The sequence below is a fragment of the Bradyrhizobium arachidis genome (assembly GCF_024758505.1).
Taxonomy (GTDB): domain Bacteria; phylum Pseudomonadota; class Alphaproteobacteria; order Rhizobiales; family Xanthobacteraceae; genus Bradyrhizobium; species Bradyrhizobium manausense_C.
In genome coordinates this window covers 5,998,351-6,016,156 of the sequence record NZ_CP077970.1, presented here as the reverse complement: position 1 = coordinate 6,016,156, position 17,806 = coordinate 5,998,351, and the positions used below count along the sequence as shown (strand labels likewise).

General features: G+C 63.7%; 15 protein-coding genes and 1 pseudogene. 11 read left to right on the top strand and 5 right to left on the bottom strand.

All coding sequences use genetic code 11. The annotated features are described in order from the left end of the window. The first annotated feature begins 33 nt into the window (after positions 1–33). From KUF59_RS27945 to KUF59_RS27920, 6 genes and pseudogenes are all read left to right on the top strand, one after another. Positions 34–1,719, top strand: a complete 1,686-nt coding sequence (locus tag KUF59_RS27945) for a ShlB/FhaC/HecB family hemolysin secretion/activation protein (protein WP_258767249.1) — start codon at positions 34–36, stop codon at positions 1,717–1,719. A gap of 315 nt (positions 1,720–2,034) precedes the next feature. Then, a complete protein-coding gene (locus tag KUF59_RS27940) occupies positions 2,035–2,985 on the top strand; it encodes a PDR/VanB family oxidoreductase (RefSeq protein ID WP_212455416.1) in 951 nt (316 codons plus the stop codon). 18 nt (positions 2,986–3,003) lie between these two features. Continuing rightward, on the top strand, positions 3,004–4,344 hold the full coding sequence (locus tag KUF59_RS27935; RefSeq protein ID WP_212455415.1) for an aromatic ring-hydroxylating dioxygenase subunit alpha: 1,341 nt from the start codon (positions 3,004–3,006) through the stop codon (positions 4,342–4,344). Next, positions 4,341–4,817, top strand: coding sequence for an aromatic-ring-hydroxylating dioxygenase subunit beta (locus KUF59_RS27930; RefSeq protein WP_212455414.1), 477 nt, complete (start codon positions 4,341–4,343; stop codon positions 4,815–4,817). The genes KUF59_RS27935 and KUF59_RS27930 overlap by 4 nt, the downstream gene beginning before the upstream one ends. 7 nt (positions 4,818–4,824) lie before the next feature. Then, entirely contained in the window at positions 4,825–6,441 is a 1,617-nt protein-coding gene (locus tag KUF59_RS27925) for an ATP-dependent acyl-CoA ligase (protein ID WP_258767248.1), read from the top strand. A 2-nt stretch (positions 6,442–6,443) separates the two neighbouring features. Next, positions 6,444–7,172 (top strand): annotated as a pseudogene (locus KUF59_RS27920) (SDR family NAD(P)-dependent oxidoreductase). Here KUF59_RS27920 and KUF59_RS27915 read toward each other — a convergent pair. From KUF59_RS27915 to KUF59_RS27900, 4 genes are read right to left on the bottom strand one after another with little or no spacing between them, the layout of a single operon-like run. Further along, complete coding sequence (locus KUF59_RS27915; RefSeq protein ID WP_212455411.1) at positions 7,169–7,651, bottom strand: MarR family winged helix-turn-helix transcriptional regulator; 483 nt, start codon at positions 7,649–7,651, stop codon at positions 7,169–7,171. The pseudogene KUF59_RS27920 and the gene KUF59_RS27915 overlap by 4 nt on opposite strands. Further along, on the bottom strand, positions 7,651–8,145 hold the full coding sequence (locus KUF59_RS27910) for a MarR family winged helix-turn-helix transcriptional regulator (RefSeq protein WP_212455410.1): 495 nt from the start codon (positions 8,143–8,145) through the stop codon (positions 7,651–7,653). Before KUF59_RS27910 ends, KUF59_RS27915 begins: the two co-directional genes overlap by 1 nt. A 50-nt stretch (positions 8,146–8,195) precedes the next feature. Then, positions 8,196–9,758: an indolepyruvate oxidoreductase subunit beta family protein gene (locus tag KUF59_RS27905; RefSeq protein ID WP_212455409.1), complete on the bottom strand. Its 1,563-nt coding sequence runs from the start codon at positions 9,756–9,758 to the stop codon at positions 8,196–8,198. Continuing rightward, positions 9,755–11,914, bottom strand: coding sequence for a thiamine pyrophosphate-dependent enzyme (locus KUF59_RS27900; RefSeq protein ID WP_212455408.1), 2,160 nt, complete (start codon positions 11,912–11,914; stop codon positions 9,755–9,757). Before KUF59_RS27900 ends, KUF59_RS27905 begins: the two co-directional genes overlap by 4 nt. A 127-nt stretch (positions 11,915–12,041) precedes the next feature. On the opposite strand from KUF59_RS27900, the gene KUF59_RS27895 reads away from it, so the two are divergent. Genes KUF59_RS27895 through KUF59_RS27875 form a run of 5 tightly spaced genes read left to right on the top strand, consistent with a single transcriptional unit; the run spans position 12,042 to position 16,295 of the window. Further along, entirely contained in the window at positions 12,042–13,070 is a 1,029-nt protein-coding gene (locus KUF59_RS27895; RefSeq protein WP_212455407.1) for a carbon-nitrogen hydrolase family protein, read from the top strand. A gap of 28 nt (positions 13,071–13,098) precedes the next feature. Then, positions 13,099–14,205, top strand: coding sequence for a cupin domain-containing protein (locus KUF59_RS27890; protein WP_212455406.1), 1,107 nt, complete (start codon positions 13,099–13,101; stop codon positions 14,203–14,205). Positions 14,206–14,251: 46 nt separating this feature from the next. Beyond that, a complete protein-coding gene (locus KUF59_RS27885; protein ID WP_212455405.1) occupies positions 14,252–15,160 on the top strand; it encodes a fumarylacetoacetate hydrolase family protein in 909 nt (302 codons plus the stop codon). Continuing rightward, complete coding sequence (locus KUF59_RS27880; protein ID WP_212455404.1) at positions 15,160–15,597, top strand: acyl-CoA thioesterase; 438 nt, start codon at positions 15,160–15,162, stop codon at positions 15,595–15,597. Before KUF59_RS27885 ends, KUF59_RS27880 begins: the two co-directional genes overlap by 1 nt. Next, positions 15,594–16,295: a hypothetical protein gene (locus KUF59_RS27875; RefSeq protein ID WP_212455403.1), complete on the top strand. Its 702-nt coding sequence runs from the start codon at positions 15,594–15,596 to the stop codon at positions 16,293–16,295. Before KUF59_RS27880 ends, KUF59_RS27875 begins: the two co-directional genes overlap by 4 nt. Before the next feature lie 406 nt (positions 16,296–16,701). Here KUF59_RS27875 and KUF59_RS27870 read toward each other — a convergent pair whose 3' ends face one another. Next, positions 16,702–17,670: an IS110 family RNA-guided transposase gene (locus KUF59_RS27870; protein WP_258767225.1), complete on the bottom strand. Its 969-nt coding sequence runs from the start codon at positions 17,668–17,670 to the stop codon at positions 16,702–16,704. Positions 17,671–17,806 lie beyond the last annotated feature (136 nt).

Sequence of the window (17,806 nt, the reverse complement as noted above, 5' to 3'; positions counted from 1 at the left end):
ATCGAGTAACGGAATCGAGTGGCGGGATTGACGATGCGGGGGCTGGGGGCAGCGCTGGGGATCGGACTTGCAGTTTCCTGCAACGTCGCTGCGCGCGCGCAGATCCAGCAAATCAATCCGGGCGTGATCCAGAACGACATCGACCGGCAGCGCCAGCAGCTCGAGCAGCGCAGCGCGCCGCCAAAGATCCAGGGTCCCGCTGTGATCGGCGGCGAGCGGGAAAAGGCCCCGCTGCTCAAGCCCGGCGGACCCAAGTTCAAGCTGCGCAAGGTCGAGTTCGACACGTCAAAATTCATCACGCCGGCGGAGCTCGACGAGATCGCGAAGAAATATGTCGGCAAGGACGCCGACATTGCGACGCTGCTCCAGCTCGTCGCCGACATCAACGCCATCTATACCGAGCGCGGCATCGTCACGGCGATCGCGACCTTGCCGGAGCAGGATGCCAAGGACGGCGTCGTTCGCGTCAAGCTCACCGAAGGGCGTCTCGAGAAGATGGCCGTCACGGGCAATCAGCAGACCCGAACCGACTACATCCTCCAGCGGGTGAAGGAGCCCGTCGGCGAGGTGCTCGACGTTCCCAAGCTCAATCGGGACGTGATCTGGTTCAACCGGACCAATGACGTGCAGATCAAGGCGCTGTTACAGCCGGGAACGAATTTTGGCCTGACCGACCTGCAATTCGCGGTCATCGAGCCGCCGGTCGATACCTGGCAGCTCTTCGTGGACAATCAGGGCGTCCAGAATACCGGCCGGTGGGAAGGCGGCATGTTCTACAAGCGCCACGGCCTGTTCGGCGTCGACGACCGTCTGACCTTCTATGGCGTACGGTCGGACGGCAACCTCAACGGCAACGTCGCCTACAGCGTCCCGGTGAACCCGTGGGGCGGGCGCGTCGGCGTCAGCTACACGCAGGGCCAGATCAAGATCATCCAGGGGCCGTTCGTCGCACTCGACGTGACCGGACGCTCGAGCCAGGCTTCGGTCAATTTCAGCCAGCCGGTCTGGGTGACCCAGAACTGGATGCTGCTGCTCAACGCCGCCGAGACCGAAGGCAAGACGATCAGTCGCTTCGTCGACGTTGCCGTCACCAACGACCATTACGACAAGGCCACCGGCGGCTTCTCGCTGACCAACTTCGGCAACACCTACTCGGTGACCGTTTCGCCCGCGGTGAACTACATCGAATGGCACGACCACGTGCTGGGCAACAACCGCACCTTCAACACCTACACCGGCTCGATGATCGCCTCGGCGGCCGGCGGGCCGCCCAACTTCAGCGTCAATTTCCTGGCGAGCTGGCAGTACACGCAGGAAAAACTGTTGCCGGGCGACCAGATCTTTTCGATCGGCGGTCCCACTACCGTGCGCGGCTATCCGACCAACGCGGTCGCGGGCGACAGCGGCTACTATGTCAACGCCGAGCTGCACTACAACTGGTCGAACTGGCTCAGGGGTTTTGATACCTACGTTTTCGCCGATTGGGGCGCAGTCTATTCGACATTCCCGGGCATCGTCGAACTGGCCTCGGTGGGGACCGGCTTCTCCTTTAACTACGCGCCGTCGATGACCTTCGAGGCGAGCTACGCGACGCCGTTGAAGTACGCTCTCTCGACCCAGCGCCACTACGAGGCCTATGCGCGATTCATCTTCCGCCCGCTGTTGATGTTCCAGAAGCTGGACAACCCCGACAGCGATCCCGGCAAGCGGAAGTCGTAAGGCGCGCAGGGCCTGCTGTTCGAGAGTCGGACGGCTTCTCCACGCACGCAGCCGTCATCGCCCGCGAAGGCGGGCGATCCAGTATTCCAGAGACAGCAGTGATTGAACCGAGAGGTCGCGGCGTACTGGATGCCCCGGTCAAGCCGGGGCATGACAGCGGCAGTTGGGGCGCGGTCCTCCCAAACAACTGAACTTCGCTCATTCCGAGCCCATCTTCCCACGCCGCGGCCCGCCTCCGCCCACCCCCAGTGCCGATTGACAAAAAATTATTACATGTCTAAAAATATGCAAATTCATATAACTCGAGATGCCTGAATGGACGCGCATCCGCTGAAACTCAAGGTGCAGTCGGTTGCTGCGGAGACGCCGTACATTCGGAGCCTTGTGTTCGGCGTGGAGGGCGGAAGCGCTCCGCAATGGCAGGCCGGCGCGCACATCCGCGTGTCGCTGCCGAACGGGGGCGATAGGCCTTACTCATTGATGGCCTTGCCGGATTTGCCCGCGGGTACCTTGGCGCTCGGCGTGCTGCGCGAGCAGCAGAGTACCGGCGGCTCACAGTTCATGCATGCGCTGAAGGTCGGCGACGTCGTCACGGCGACCAGCCCGATCAACAATTTTTGCCTGCACGAGGGGCGCACACCAGCGCTGCTGTTCGCCGGCGGCATCGGCATCACGCCGATCCTGTCGATGGCGGCGGAGCTGAAGGAACAGGGCATTTCCTACCGTGTCCACTATGCCGGCCGGACGGAAGGACTCTTGGCGTTCCTGCCGCAATTACGCGCGATCTGCGCGGATGTGCTGCGCATCCACTATGACAGCGACGCGTCCCGTCTGGACATCGCCGCGGCGCTCAAGGGTGCTCCCGCGGCCTCCCACGTCTATGTCTGCGGTCCGGCCGGCATGATCGAGGCGGTCAAGGCTGGCGCGCTCGCTGCCGGGATTGTGGCGGATCATATCCACTACGAGCTCTTCAAGGCGGAGCAACCGTCCTCTCCGGACAAGCCGTTCGAGGTCGAGCTCAGATCGACGGGGCAGGTCGTTACCGTTGCGGCCGGCCAAAGCATCATCCAAGCGCTGGAAGCGGCCGGTCTTGACGTTCTCTACGACTGCCAGCGCGGCGACTGCGGCATCTGCCAGTGCGGCGTCATCGCAGGGGTGCCCGACCATCGCGACGTCATCCTCAGCGACGACGAGAAGGCGTCGAACAAGGTCATGCAGATCTGCGTGTCGCGCGCGAAGTCGCAACGGCTGGTTCTGGATCTCTAAGGGGGAGGCAAGGACGCCATGGCAAAATACGGACAGAATGCCCGCGCGATCGCGGCGCTGGTGCGCGAGGCCGAGGTTCACCGCGACGTCTATGTCGACCCGGAGGTCTTCGACCTCGAGATGGAGCACCTGTTCCCGAATAGCTGGATCTATGTCGGGCACGCGAGCCAGCTTTCAAAACCCGGCGATTTCATCACCGCCAACATCGGCCGGCAGCCGGTGATGGCCAGCCGCCACACCGACGGCTCGATCCACGTCTTCTACAACCGCTGCCCGCACAAGGGCGTGAAGATCGCATCCGAGCCCTGCGGCAACACCGGAAAATTCTTCCGCTGCCCCTATCACGCCTGGTCGTTCAAGACCGACGGCTCGCTGCTCGCGATCCCCCTGAAGAAAGGTTATGAGAACACCGGCTTTGGGGACGCAAAGGCCAATGAAGGCCTGTCGAGGATCAAGAACGTCGTGATCTATCGCGACTTCATTTTCGCGCGGCTGAACGACACCGGCGTCTCCTTCGAGGATTATTTTGGCGAGAGCCTGTCGACCATCGACAACATGGTCGACCGTTCGCCCGAGGGGAAGCTCGCCGTCATTGCGGCGCCGATCCGCTACATGCACACCTGCAATTGGAAGATGCTGGTCGAGAACCAGACCGACACCTGCCATCCCATGGTCGCGCATGAGAGCTCGGCCGGCACCGCAGTGAAAGTGTGGAAGCGCGAGCAGGGCGATGCCACGGAAACGCCGATGGCGGTGCAGCTCTACGGCCCCTTCATGAGCCCGTACGAATTCTATGAGCAGAGCGGCATCAGGATCTGGCCGAACGGCCACGGCCATACCGGCGTCGCCAACTCGATCCATTCGAACTATTCCGACATCGACGGCTATCTCGGCCAGATGGTCGCGGCCTATGGCGAGAAGCGGGCGCATGAAATTCTCGGCGAAGTCAGGCACAACACCGTCTACTTCCCCAACATCATGGTGAAGGGCGCCGTGCAGATCTTGCGCAATTTCATCCCGATCGCGGTCGACAAGACGCTGGTCGAGAGCTGGGTCTATCGCCTGGTCGGCGCGCCCGACAAGCTCTACGAACGCGCGCTGATGTACAACCGCTTCATCAATGCGCCGACCTCGATCGTCGGTCACGACGATCTCGAAATGTACGAACGCGCACAGGAAGGGTTGAAATCAAACGGCAATCAATGGGTCAATCTGCAGCGCCTCTATGAGGCCGGCGAGGAGGCCGATGCGACCGCCGTCATCAACGGCACCTCCGAGCGCCAGATGCGGAACCAGTTTCATGCCTGGGCGAAGTTCATGACCATGGACATGAACAAGCAGGTCGAGGCCGCGGAATGATCACTGAGAAGACGATCACCGACTTCATCTACCGGGAGGCCGAGCTTCTCGATACGATGCAATGGCAGGCCTGGCTCGATCTGTTCCATCCCGAGGGGCGCTACTGGATGCCGATGGAGTGGCAGCAGCAGGATCCGGTGCTCCAGCCGTCGCTGATGTACGAGGACCTCTTGCTGCTCAAGGTGCGGGTCGAACGTCTCGCCGGCGAACGCACCTTCAGCCAGAAGCCGAAGAGCCGCTGCCATCATCTGCTGCAGGCGCCGCAGATCGTCGTTTGCGACAATGCGGCCGGCGTGTTCAAGGCGAAGACGTCCTACATCTACACCGAGACGCGCGGCGATCTGCTGGAACGCTTCTCGGGATGGGCCTCGCACGAATTCGTAGGGGACGGCGACGTCCTGAAGATCAAGCTCAAGCGCGTCGATCTCGTCAATTTCGACGCGCCGTTCGGCAACATCCAGCTTTTCATGTGAGCAGACCGTGACCGCTGCGACGACAGTTTTCGGCCGCTTTCGCGAGACCGCCCTGCGCCGGGGCGGGGCCGGCTTCCTCAACGTGCTGCCGGAGACGGCCGCCATCTACGGCATCGCGGCGGGCGAGATCTCATATGGCGCCATGCTCGACCGCGTCGAGCGCCGGCGGGCCGCATTGGCGAGCCGTGGTTATGGCGAGGGCCACCGGGTCGGGCTCTTGCTCCAGAACCGGCCGGTGTTCATCGAGCTCTGGTTCGCGCTCAACGCGCTCGGCGTCTCCGTCGTGCCGATCAATCCGGATTTGCGGATGAGCGAGCTCGAATACATCGTCGCGCATTCCGAGATGAGCGCAGCCTTCGTGCTGACCGAGCGGCGCGGCGAGGTCGAGACGGCGGCGCGCCAGGCTGGCCGTCGAATTCCGGTCGTGACCGACAGTGACGACATCCCAGCGCCCTTCGGCGGCGCTCGGCCGGCAACGACAGGCGATAGCGCGACCGAATGCGCGCTGCTCTACACGTCGGGAACGACCGGGCAGCCCAAAGGCTGCGTGCTCACCAACGAGTACTTCTTGCATTCCGGCAACTGGTATCGCGACGCCGGAGGGCTGATCGATCTGAAACCCGACAGCGAGCGCATGATCACGCCGCTGCCGCTGTTCCACATGAATGCGATGGCGGTGTCGCTGATGGCGATGCTGTCGGTCGGCGGCAGCCTGACCATGCTCGACCGCTTCCATCCACGCACCTGGTGGCAATCGGTGCGCGACAGCCGCGCCACCTGCCTCCATTACCTCGGCGTCATGCCGTCGATGCTGATGAGTACGCCGGCCTCGGAGCAGGACAAGGCGCACACCGTCCGCTTCGGCTTTGGCGCCGGCGTGGACAAGCTGCTGCACGCCCCGTTCGAGGAGCGCTTTGGCTTTCCGCTGCTGGAGGCCTGGGCGATGACCGAGACCGGCAGCGGCGGCGTGATCGCCGCCAACGTCGAGCCGCGCAAGGTCGGCACCTCCTGCTTCGGCCGTCCGGCCGCGGAGGTCGAGGTGCGCATCGTCGACGACGGTGGCAACGACGCGCCGGTGGGAACGCCGGGCGAACTCCTGGTGCGGCGGGCCGGCAGCAACCCCCGCTACGGCTTCTTCCGGGAATACCTGAAGAACGCCGAGGCCACCGACGAGGCGTGGGCCGGCGGCTGGCTGCACACCGGCGATATCGTGTCGCGCGATGCGGATGGCGACCTGCATTTCGTCGACCGCAAGAAGAACGTCATCCGCCGCTCCGGCGAAAACATTGCTGCCGTCGAGGTCGAGTCCGTCCTCAACCGCCATCCCGCGATCCGGCAGGCCGCGGTCGCCGCGACGCCCGATCAGGTCCGCGGCGACGAGGTCGCGGCCGTCATCATCGCGGAGCAGGGGGGCGCGGATCAAAAGCTCGCCGAAGACATCGTGCACTGGAGCCTGGAGCAGATGGCCTATTACAAGGCGCCCGGCTGGATCGCCTTCGTCGACGCTCTCCCGCTCACCGCCACGGAAAAGATCCAGCGCGGCGGCCTGAAGGATTTTGTCGCAAAACTGATGCGCGAGGGTGCCTTCCACGATTTGCGCGACCTCAAGAAGCGGCAGGTTTGACCATGAGCGAGATCCACACCACGCTCATCACCGGCGGCAATTCCGGCATCGGCGAAGCGCTCGCCAAGAGGCTGGTCGAAAAGGGCGAGCGTGTCGTCTCGGTTGGGCTGGAGAAGCCGGACTGGACGCACGATCTGGTCGCTTCCTATCGCGCGGATCTCACCGGTATCGACGAGACGCGCGCGATTGCGCAAGAAATCTGCCGCGACCATGCAATCGATCGCATCGTGCACAATGCGGGCGTGATCCTGCCGAACCTGCTGCCCGATGCAAAGCCGGAAGACATTTTGACGCTCGCGCAATTGCATCTGGGGGCACCGATGCTTTTGACCCAGGCCGCGCTTGCGGGAATGAAGTCGCGCCGCTTCGGCCGCATCGTGTTCGTCTCTTCGCGCGCGGCGATGGGGGCGGCGACGCGCTCGGCCTATTCGGCCACCAAGGCCGGCGTGCACGGTCTGGCGCGAACCTGGGCGCTCGAGCTGGCCTCCGGCGGCATCACGGTCAACGTCGTTGCACCGGGGCCGATCCTGACCGACAATTTCTGAGGCATCATCCCAAAGGGCTCGGAGCGCCAGGAGCAGATGGCGCGCCACGTGCCCGTGGGGCGGCTCGGCTCGCGCGAAGACGTCGCGCACGCGATCGAATTCTTCCTCGACGCGCGCTCTGACTTCGTGACGGGCCAGGTGCTCTATGTCTGCGGCGGCACGAGTCTTGTGGGGCTTGGTCCCTAAATCAGGTTCTGCTTGATGTTCTGAACCATTTTTGCCAGCACCCGCGCGCACACCTCGATTTCGTCGGGATCGATACCCTCGGTCAGCCGATCGTAATTATTTTCCATGATCGGCCATATCTTGCGCAACAACGCTTCGCCATCGGGCGTCAGCGCCACGACGCGGCGGCGCTGGTCTTCTTCGGCGATCTCGCGCTTGACGAGGCCCGCCGACACCATGGATTCGACCATGCGGCTCGCGGTCGATTGCTCCGTGACGGCGAGCACAGCGACCTCGTTGACCGTCAGCGTCTTGTAGATGAACAGGACCGACAGCGTCCGGAATACGACGTTGTTGATGTTGTGCTCGGCGAGGTCGCGGTTCTGGTCGAGATTCCAGCGATTGGCGAGGCGGTTGAACAGATAGGGGATGTAGGTCTGCAACTGGTCCTTGGTCCGGGGCGGACCGGACTTCCATTTGCCCTTGGTTTCTCTGGCCATTATTTCCTGCGACTCTGCTTCTTGCTTTCGGTACGGATCTTTGAGGAGAGCGATCGCAGCACGCCAAGCGCGGTGTCCAGCTCCTGTGCCGGGATGTTTTCCAGCCGCGTGCTGAGATGCCTCTTGTGAACGTCGGCCGCCTTGCGGAATAGCGCTGCGCCCTTCGGCGTCAGGCGGACGATGAAGGAGCGGCGATCCTCGCTCGACATCGCCTTGCTGATGAGGTCGTCGGCGAGAAGCCGCTGCACCAGGCCCGAGACATTGCCGCCTGATACTTTCAGGTTCTGCGACAACTGCCCGAGCGCGAGCCCGTCAGGATAGCGATCGAGCTGAGCCAGCACGTCGAATTTTGCCAGCGACAGCCCGAATTCCGAGCTCAGCACCGAATTCAGCGACGCAAACAGCTCGCCATGCAGCGACAGCAATTGCAGCCAAAGCCGGGTCTCGATTTGGCCTTGGACGGGAACGACGTTGTCTTTGAGTGCTGCAGGCATTGCATGACCAATAGCGGACAAGGCGTCTCGTCAAGAGGGTGGGGAGGCTATCACGCAAATGTCTTGATGGTCAGGATGACACCATCGAGCTCCTTGCCGGGGCCGTCCTTCAGCGCGGCCTCGCGCAGGCGGCGGGCCCAGTCCGCGGCATCGTCGCGCCGCTCGATCAGCTTGATCGCGGCGAGCGTCTTGTCGAATTTTGAAAGCCCCCGGCTATGGGTGTCGGAATAGCCTTTGACCAGCCTGTGGCATTGCAGGATCTCGACGCCGAGCTGGTAGTTGGTGCCGACGGCCGCGGTCGCAGCCTTCAGCCACGCATCCCGGTGCGCGGTCTCGACGGCATGACGCAGCGAGCGGCGGCGCATCCCGCGCATGCCGCCGACGACGTAAAGCGCGAGAAACCAGGGCAGCGAATAGGTTTTCACCCGGCGCCCTCTGTTGACCCGGCGATCGAGCCAGCCGAGCAGGCGGGGCCTTGCGCCAAGCCAGCGGCCAAAACCGGCCGGCAGCATGCCCATGACCTCCTCCATGCGCGGATGCATGAACTCGGTGGTCTGGAGCACCTGGCCCTGCGACAGCTCCAGCTCGCCCTCGATCCGGCTGCGGCGGCTGGCGCGTGTCTTCAGATCGGCGACGCGGATGACGTCGTCATAGGTCATCGCGTTGGCCAGATACTTGGCGGCGGCCTGCGTGAAGGCAAAGCTCTTCCCGGCACCGCCGGCGCTGCGATCGGCAGCGAGCAGCGAGCCGAGGAGACCGAGATATTCGCCACCATAGGCGACGTCCTGGAAATCAACCACCTTCTTCAAGCCAGCGCGCGCCATGGCCGTCGCCGGCTCAGGCAAGTCCTTTAACCGCGCGACGAGGCCGTTGAGGTCTGCATCGGGCATCACGGGGGAGGGCGCAATCTTCGCGGGCTTCGCTGCCGCAGGCGCCACGTCGTTGAACGATTTCGTTTGCACCCGGTCGAACGCCGCCTCGAACGTCCCGACGCTCGCCTTCGCGCCTTTTTCGCCGGCTCTGATGACGTCGAGATAGCTCTCGCGGCTGAACGGAAGCACGCCGGCACCTGCCAGCGCGCCGAACATCGCCGCGGAGATGACGCTGCCGTGTTGGATCGCGAGCGCGTTCAGATCGAAGATGATCTCGGTCTTGGCGGCAACGCCGATCGCGCCTGACACGGCGCCCCTGTCGGCGATCCCATTGCCGGGCGCAATCTTCTCGCCGATCGCAAAAGAGCGGTGGTTGGAGGCGATCAGCGTGGTGCGGTCGGGCGTCACCAGCCCGCGCAGGATGGAGCGGCCGGCCTCCATGAACTCCGCCGCCATCACGACGTCGACGTCGCCGGGCGTCGGCATCAGCGACAGGATCGGCTTGCGGCCGTCGAGCGGCGGCATCGCCTCGATGTAGTAGATCGTCGCACCCGTGCGCTGCGCGACGCCGGGCACCGAGGTGGACTGCGCGACCCAGCCGTGGTTCTCCGCGAGCTGCACGATCCAGTCGGTCAAGACGCCGCCGCCCTGGCCGCCCATCGCGACGATCGCGATCGAGATCGGCCGCTCGGTTGCATCGCCCGCGGCGGGCAGCGCCAGTCTGACCGTTTCGTCTCTCATGCCAGCGCCTCGAGCGCGGGACGCCTGCGGTCGCGCCGCCGCTGCAGCCAGCCGATCACGGCCATGGCGACCTTCGACCTGAACTTATCCCAGCCGGTCGGATTATGAATGACGTCGGCGCGATAGAACGACGGGCACAGTACGGCGGCTTCGGCGACCTCGCCGCAATTGCCGCAGCCGACGCAGGAATTGTCGATGGCGGCCACGGGATCATCGCGCAGGGGATCGTCGAGCTGCTTGACGGAGAGCGACGGACAACCGGAGAGCCGGATGCAGGCATGGTCGCCGGTGCAGACGTCCTCGTCGACGCCAAAGCGCTCCTTGACGATGCGCGCGCCGTCCTTGATCGCCTTTGAGATCTGCGGCTTCACGCGGCGCTGCTTGTTGAGCATGCATTCGGAGGAGGCGACGATGACTTTGGGGCCTGCCTCCTTGGTCGTCAGCGCTTCCTTCAGCGTATCGCGCATCTTGCCGACGTCGTAGGTGCGGTCGAGCTGCCGCACCCATTGGCCGCCGATGCCCTTCACGGCCTGCACGATCGAGTTGTTGGTGTTGCGCCGCTTGTTGAGGGCGCGCGAGGACAGGATGTCCTGACCGCCGGTCGCCGACGTGTAGTAATTGTCGACGATGACGAACACGCCGTCATGCTTGTTGAAGACGGCGTTGCCGATGCCGCTGGTCAGCCCATTGTGCCAGAAGCCGCCGTCACCCATCACGGCGATCGAGCGCTTGTCCGCCTTGACGTTGAAGGCCGAAGTCGACGCTGGGCCAAGGCCAAAGCCCATGGTCGTCGCGCCGATGTTGAACGGCGGCAGGATCGAGAACAGATGGCAGCCAATGTCTGCCGAAACGTGGTGCTGGCCGAGCTCCTCCTCGACGAGCTTCATGGCGGCAAAAATCGGCCGCTCCGGGCAGCCGGTGCAGAGTCCGGGCGGGCGCGCCGGCACGACCTGCCTCAGCTTTTCGATCGCGGGGTGATTGAGCACGGGCGCAGCGTCCGGCGCCGGCGGCCGGTTGCCGAGCAGTCGCGGCTCGGTCTTTTCCAAAAATTCGCGCACGCCCCCGAGCAGCACCTGCGCGGTGTAGTCGCCGCCCATCGGCAGCACGTCCTTGCCATGGACGCGCGCGTTGAGGTCCTTGCGCCGCAGCACCGTGTTGATCGCCTGCTCCAGATATTCCGGCTGACCTTCCTCGACGATGAGGACGGCGTCCTTGCCGACACAGAATTCTGCGACCTCGGCATCGATCACGGGGTAGGTGACGTTCATGACGTAGAGCGGCACCTGCGTGTTGCCATAGGCATCCGACAAGCCGAGATACTGCAGCGCGCGGATGACGTTGTTGTACATCCCGCCCTGCATGATGATGCCGACCTTGCCTTGCTTCGGTCCCATCCATTCGTTGAGCTTGTTGTCGCGGATGAATCCAACAGCCGCGGGCATCCGCGTCTTGATCTTCTCCTGCTCGTGCTCATAGGCCGCCGGCGGCAGCACGATGCGGTTGACGTCGCGCTTGGGATTATTGAGCGCGTCCTTGATGGTGTGCGCCGGCTTGACGTTGTCCTTGCAGGCAAAGCTGCCGTGCATGTGGCAGGCGCGCACGCGCACCTCCAGCATCACCGGGGTATTCGAGAACTCGGAGAGCTCAAAACCCTTCTCGATCAGGTTGACGATGCATTCGTGGTCGGGGCGGGGATCCAGCAGCCACATCTGCGATTTCATCGCAAATGCGTGGGTGCGCTCCTGCATGATGGAGGAGCCTTCGCCATAATCCTCGCCGACGATGATCATGGTGCCGCCGGTGACGCCGCCCGAGGCGAGGTTGGCGAGTGCGTCGGAGGCGACATTGGTGCCGACCGTGGATTTCCAGGCGACCGCGCCGCGCAGCGGATACATCACCGAGGCCGACAGCATGGCTGCTGCGGCCGCTTCATTGGCAGAGCTCTGGAACACAACGCCGAGGTCGTCGAGCACGTCCTTGGCGTCGGCGAGCACGTCCATCAGATGGGAGATCGGCGAACCCTGGTAGCCGCCGACATAGGCGACGCCGGATTGCAGCAGCGCCTTGGTGATGGCGAGGATGCCTTCACCGCGAAAGGTGTCGCCGTCGCCGAGCCGGAGATCCTCGACTTCGCGAGCGAAGGAACGTTCGGCCATTGCACCCTCCAGAAATATGCGTTAGCATACGTTTACATGTGAAGTAAGTCAACGCCGGACCATGGGCACTCTAGCGGATATCTGATCCTGCTGAAGGTCATGACGGAAGCGACAGGGGGGGGGCCGAATGCTGAAGCTGCCGCGCTTTAGAGCCGCCGCCGTCCAGGCCTCGCCAGTCTATCTCGATGCCAGCGCCACCGCCGACAAGGCGGCTTCACTGGTGCGTGAAGCCGCCGGCAACGGCGCAAGGCTCGTCGCGTTCCCCGAGGTCTTCGTTCCCGGCTATCCCTATTGGAACTGGATCACCGATCCCGTCACGGGCAGTGCCTGGTTTGAGAAGCTCGCAAAAGCCTCGGTGCTGGTGCCGGGGCCGGAGGTCGATGTCGTCCGCAAGGCCGCGCGCGATTGCGGATGCTACGTCGTGCTCGGCGTCAACGAGCGCAGCCCGGTGTCGCTGGGCGCGATCTACAACACCCTGGTCTTCATCGGGCCGGACGGTTCGCTGCTCGGCAAGCACCGCAAGCTGGTGCCGACCTGGGCCGAGAAGCTGACCTGGACCGGCGGTGACGGGTCGAGCCTGCGCGTCTATGATACCGAGATCGGGCGCCTCGGAGGCCTGGCCTGCGGCGAGAACACCAACACGCTGGCGCGCTTTGCGCTGCTGGGGCAGGGCGAGCTGGTGCACGTCGCGAGCTACATCTCGCTTCCCGTCGCGCCGCCGGACTACGACATGGCGGAGGCGATCAAGTTGCGCGCGATTGCCCACTCCTTCGAAGGCAAGATCTTTACGGTGGTCTCCTGTTCGACCGTGTCGGAGGAGATCATCAAGGCGATGGAGGCTGTCGTGCCCGACGCCCGTGCGCGCCTGCAGCGGAAATCCAGCGCATTCTCGGGCATCATCGGGCCGGACGGCCGCGTCGTCGGGGAACCGCTGATCGACGACGAGGGCATCGTCTACGCCGATATCGACCTCGATCGCTGCATCCAGCCAAAGCAGATGCACGACATCGTCGCGCACTACAACCGGTTCGACATTTTTGACCTGCGGGTCAATCGGCGTCCGCTGGCGCCGCTGGGCCTGGCGGACGGTGACAGCACGACGGGCGAGACCGCGGAGCAGGGCGGCTTCATGTCGATACCACTGAGATCGGAATAGGACTTGCAATAGGACTTTGGAGGACAGGATGCGCGAGAACGTGATCGGCCGGGCCAATGTCGAGGATACGCCTGAGCTCAAGGCCTACTACAAGGATCTCGAAAAGTACGAAGCTGGCGCGCTCTGGACGGTCGCCAACAAGATCGAGCCGTGGGCGCCGCAATCGGCCTCGGTTCCCGTGCTCTGGCGCTACAACGATCTGCGCGAGCACGTGTTGCGCTCGGTCGAGCTGGTCTCGCCGGAGAAGGCGGGCCGCCGGGTGATCTATCTCAACAATCCCGGCCGCCGCGACGTTTCGGCCGCCGTCGGCTGGCTCTATTCGGGCCTGCAGGTGATGCACCCCGGCGAAGTCGCCACCGCGCATGCGCACTCGGCCTCCGCCCTGCGCTTCATCATGGAAGGCTCTGGCGCCTATACAATCGTTGACGGGCACAAGATGACGTTAGGGGCGCGCGACTTCGTGCTGACGCCGAACGGCACCTGGCATGAGCATGGCGTCGAGGCCAACGGCTCGGTCTGCATCTGGCAGGACGGGCTCGACATTCCCCTCGTCAATGCGCTCGAAGCCAATTTCTTCGTGGTGCATCCAAAGCTTCAGCAGGAAGCATCCGGCTATCCCGTCGACGACATGACCAAGACCTGGGGCAATCCGGGTCTGCGGCCCGCAGACTCGCGCTGGTCAAAAGGCTATTCGCCCATGTTCAAATATGAGTGGGAGCCGACCTACGACTCGCTTCGCAAATACGGCGCCGCGACCGACGGATCGCCCTATGACGGCATCCTCATGAACTACGTCAACCCGATCAGCGGCGGGCACGTGATGCAGACGATCGGCGCCAGCATGCAGCTGCTGCGGCCGGGTGAGCGCACCAAATCGCACCGCCACACCGGCAGCTTCATCTACCAGGTCGCCAAGGGCCGCGGCTATTCCGTGATCGGCGGCAAGCGTTTCGAGTGGCAGGAGTGCGACATTTTTTGCGTGCCGTCCTGGGCCTGGCACGAGCACGGCAATCTCTCTGACGGCGAGGACGCCTGCCTGTTCTGCTTCAACGATCTCCCCGTCATCGAAAGCCTCGGCCTCTACCGGGAAGAGGCCTATGGCGACAATGCCGGCCACCAGCCGGTCGCCAACTGACGCACCCACCAACAGACCTCAACCGAAAGAGTCGGATCAAGCTTCCATGCGCCTCGTCACCTACACTTTGGGCTCCAGCGGTGCGCGCCTCGGCGCGCTCGTCAACGGATTGGTCGTCGATGTCGAGCATCTCGGTGCGTCCAGCGGCGTGACATGGCCGAGCGACATGCTGTCGTTCATCGACAACAGCGTGACGCTGCTGCCGGCGCTGAGGGATGCACTGGAGGACGCCAATGGCCGCTTCCCGGCCGGCTCCGCTGTTGCGGTCGAGGACGTCAAGCTGCAAGCCCCGATCCCGCGCCCGCGGAAAAACATCTTTGGCATCGGGCTGAACTATCGCGCCCATGTGGCGGAATCCGCTGAGAGACTCGACACCAGCAAGGATCTGCCGAAGCAGCCGGTGGTTTTCTCAAAACCGCCGACCTCGGTGATCGGCCCCGGCGCCGCCATCCAGCACAATGCAAGAATGACGCAGCAGCTCGACTGGGAGGTCGAGCTCGCCGTCATCATCGGCAAGACCGCAACGCGCATTACGACCGACAAGGCGATGGATCACGTGTTCGGCTATTCGGTCATGATCGACATTTCCGCGCGCGACAACCGCCGCGCCGGTCAGTGGATCTTTTCCAAGGGCATGGACACCTATGCGCCGTTCGGCCCCTGCATCGTGACCGTGGACGAGATCCCCAATCCGCACGATCTGCGGCTGTGGCTGACCAAGAACGGCGTCATGAAGCAGGACTCCAACACCAAGTACATGATCTTCGACATCCCGGTGCTGATCGCTGACATCTCGTCCGGCATGACGCTGGAGCCCGGCGACATCATCGCGACCGGAACGCCCGAGGGCGTCGGCGCCGGCATGAGCCCGCAGGAATGGCTGTGGCCCGGCGACGTGGTCGAAGCCGGCATCGACGGCGTCGGCGTGATCAGACATCCCGTCGTTGCGATCTGATGACGACGTTCTCCTTCGCGCGCGAGCTGAGGTTCGGGGACTGCGATCCCTCGGGCATCGCCTATTTCCCGTCCTATCTCAACATCCTCAACGGTGTCGTCGAGGAGTTTTGGGCGGATATTGGCTTTCCCTGGCCTGAACTGATCACGGTCCGCAAGATCGGCACGCCCACGGTGCATCTCTCCTGCGATTTCTCAAGGCCATCGCTGTTCGGCGATCGCCTGACGTTCTCCTTGCGCATCGGCAAGGTCGGCCGTGCCTCGCTGCATCTGGCACACGTCGTCTCGGGCGCGGACGGGATGCGCTGGAAGGCCCGCCAGATCCTGGCCGCGACATCGCTGGTCGATCATCATGCCATCCCCTGGCCCGACGACATCAGAGCCGCGCTCGTGAGGCATCTGCACGCGGAGGAGGGAGCGGAGGCAGTACCTTCATGATCTCGTTCTTCATGACGTTCTCTGATCCCTCCGGTGAACGCCGGATCAGCTCCGACGATCTTGCTGCCGCTGCGGCCATGATCTTAACGGTCCCGCGCATGTCTGAAGGCTTGCTGTTCACGCCGCTGCAGCATCCGATCGAGCATCCCTACAAGGCCGATGGTGCGGGGCCGACCTTCGCCCTCCAGCTGCGCTTTCCCGATCTCTTCGCCTGCGAAGCCGCGCTCGACCGCGGCGGCGTCATCGCTGACCTTGCGGCCGGCGGAGGCGTGCCGGGCCTCAAGGGACTGGACGTCACGCACCAGGCGATGGTGACGCGCTCGTTTACCGTCGATGTAGCCGAGCATCCCGAGGGGACGACGAGCCCCTGCAGCTATCTCGTCCACTATCCCGGCCCGGCCGAGGATCTGAACGCTTGGCACCTGCATTACCTCGAGCACCATCCAAGGATCATGCGGACCTTCCCGAATGTCCGTCAGGTCGAGATCTACTCCGGCATCGACTGGGTCGATCGCCTGCCGTCGCGCCGGGAGGCCCACATGCAGCGCAACAAGCTGGTGTTCGACAGCCCCGAAGCACTGTCGTATGCGTTGACCTCTGATGTGATCAAGCGCATGCGCGCAGACTTCGTCCAGTTCCCGCCGTTCAAGGGCGGCAACAAGCATTTTCCGATGCTGACGCGGACGGTGCGGCCGTAGCCGCTTCGATCGTCTAGTCTGGTCCCGTCATCCTGAGGTGCTCGCCGCGCGGTTTACCGCGGGGCGAGCCTCGAAGGATGAACGGCCGGGATGCAACAGCGGGGCCGTCGCCCTTCGAGGGCCGCTGAAGAAGCGGCCGCCTCAGGGTGACGGTTTGAGATTCAAGCGGATGACGGTAGTGACTATGGTGAACGACGATAGCTCGTAGCAACCATTAAATGGCGGCTGTGCTTTACGCCGTTTAGTCGTCGGCGTCTTCATGATGACGCCGTGCTCGCGTCCGTCAAGGCGTGGCCTGGCGGCAGATCGCGTGAAGTTGGGGCAAACGACGGCCATCCTTGACGGACGCTGCGCGCGACGTCGTGAGGGGCCGTAGGTCGGGACGAAGAAACGCGTCCCGGTCGAACTAAGAAACAGAGAATGATCCCGCCGGCGGTTCGCCGCACCATGGCGTGCCGCGAGCTACCACCGTGTTGGCGAAGATGAGCATCTTCCTGGCGCAGGCAACGAGCGCGCGCTTGTGTTCCTTTCCGGCTGCGGTCAGCCTCCGGTAGAGCTGGATGAGCTGCGGATTCCATCGAAACGATGCAGCCAGTGAAGCGGTATAAAGAGCGCGACGCAGCCGCTTTCGTCCGCCCTCGATATGCCGAACACCGACCTGGTCGCCGCTGTCGTCGTCATAGGGCGCAAGGCCGGCGAGAGCGACAGCTTGCTCCCGCGTGATCCGGCCGATCTCAGGCAGACGCACCAGGATGGCAACGGCGGTCGGCAGCCCGATGCCGGCGACGCTGTTGATCAGCGCGAGCCTCCTGGCAAGGTCGGGATGCTTGCAGATCGAGGCGACCAGAGCCTTGAGTGCGGCCTTCTCACGTTGCTCCAGGCGAGCGATATCCTCGTGCCAGAGCTGGTTAATCCTCACATTGCGGCAGCTCTCGATCCTGTTCTTGAGGCGCGCGATATCCTCGCCGATCTGATCGATCATGGTCAGTTGCTCGGCGAACGGCAGCAACCGAGGATCGGGAGCGGCATGGATCTTCCGCACCGCTGCGGTGCAGGCTGCGATAAGAGCGGCATCGATCTTATCGTTCTTGGCCCGCTGCAAGTGGAATTTGGCATAAGCCCGGACCTGGGCCGGCTGGAACACCACAACCACAAACCGCTTGCGCCGCAGTTCGGCGACGACCGGCTGTTCGTAACCGCCGCTCGCCTCGATGCCAATGCGTTTGACGCGATTCTGTCGCAGCCACGCCGACAAAGCCTCGTGACCTTCCGACGTGTTCTCCACCTGCAGCGGCTCGCGGCGGCCTTCGATCGCCACATCAAGCTTCCGTTTGCCGGTATCGATACCGGCACAGATCGTGATATGCTTGACCATCTTCGTCGATCCCTCCCTTGTTATGCGAACCTAAAGTTCGTTCAACCATTCGGGTCCCGATGAAGTGCCGGTCGCGATCTCGCTACGTCAGACAGCCCTCAAGGCTTCGATGGGTACCGATCCGATCGAACGGCGG

Coding starts and splice junctions, on each gene's coding strand:
- KUF59_RS27895 (WP_212455407.1), top strand. CDS start 12,042: ATGCTGAAGCTGCCGCGCTTTAGAGCCGCCGCCGTCCAGGCCTCGCCA.
- KUF59_RS27940 (WP_212455416.1), top strand. CDS start 2,035: ATGGACGCGCATCCGCTGAAACTCAAGGTGCAGTCGGTTGCTGCGGAG.
- KUF59_RS27880 (WP_212455404.1), top strand. CDS start 15,160: ATGACGACGTTCTCCTTCGCGCGCGAGCTGAGGTTCGGGGACTGCGAT.
- KUF59_RS27945 (WP_258767249.1), top strand. CDS start 34: ATGCGGGGGCTGGGGGCAGCGCTGGGGATCGGACTTGCAGTTTCCTGC.
- KUF59_RS27900 (WP_212455408.1), bottom strand. CDS start 11,914: ATGGCCGAACGTTCCTTCGCTCGCGAAGTCGAGGATCTCCGGCTCGGC.
- KUF59_RS27890 (WP_212455406.1), top strand. CDS start 13,099: ATGCGCGAGAACGTGATCGGCCGGGCCAATGTCGAGGATACGCCTGAG.
- KUF59_RS27905 (WP_212455409.1), bottom strand. CDS start 9,758: ATGAGAGACGAAACGGTCAGACTGGCGCTGCCCGCCGCGGGCGATGCA.
- KUF59_RS27885 (WP_212455405.1), top strand. CDS start 14,252: ATGCGCCTCGTCACCTACACTTTGGGCTCCAGCGGTGCGCGCCTCGGC.
- KUF59_RS27930 (WP_212455414.1), top strand. CDS start 4,341: ATGATCACTGAGAAGACGATCACCGACTTCATCTACCGGGAGGCCGAG.
- KUF59_RS27915 (WP_212455411.1), bottom strand. CDS start 7,651: ATGGCCAGAGAAACCAAGGGCAAATGGAAGTCCGGTCCGCCCCGGACC.
- KUF59_RS27935 (WP_212455415.1), top strand. CDS start 3,004: ATGGCAAAATACGGACAGAATGCCCGCGCGATCGCGGCGCTGGTGCGC.
- KUF59_RS27870 (WP_258767225.1), bottom strand. CDS start 17,670: ATGGTCAAGCATATCACGATCTGTGCCGGTATCGATACCGGCAAACGG.
- KUF59_RS27875 (WP_212455403.1), top strand. CDS start 15,594: ATGATCTCGTTCTTCATGACGTTCTCTGATCCCTCCGGTGAACGCCGG.
- KUF59_RS27910 (WP_212455410.1), bottom strand. CDS start 8,145: ATGCCTGCAGCACTCAAAGACAACGTCGTTCCCGTCCAAGGCCAAATC.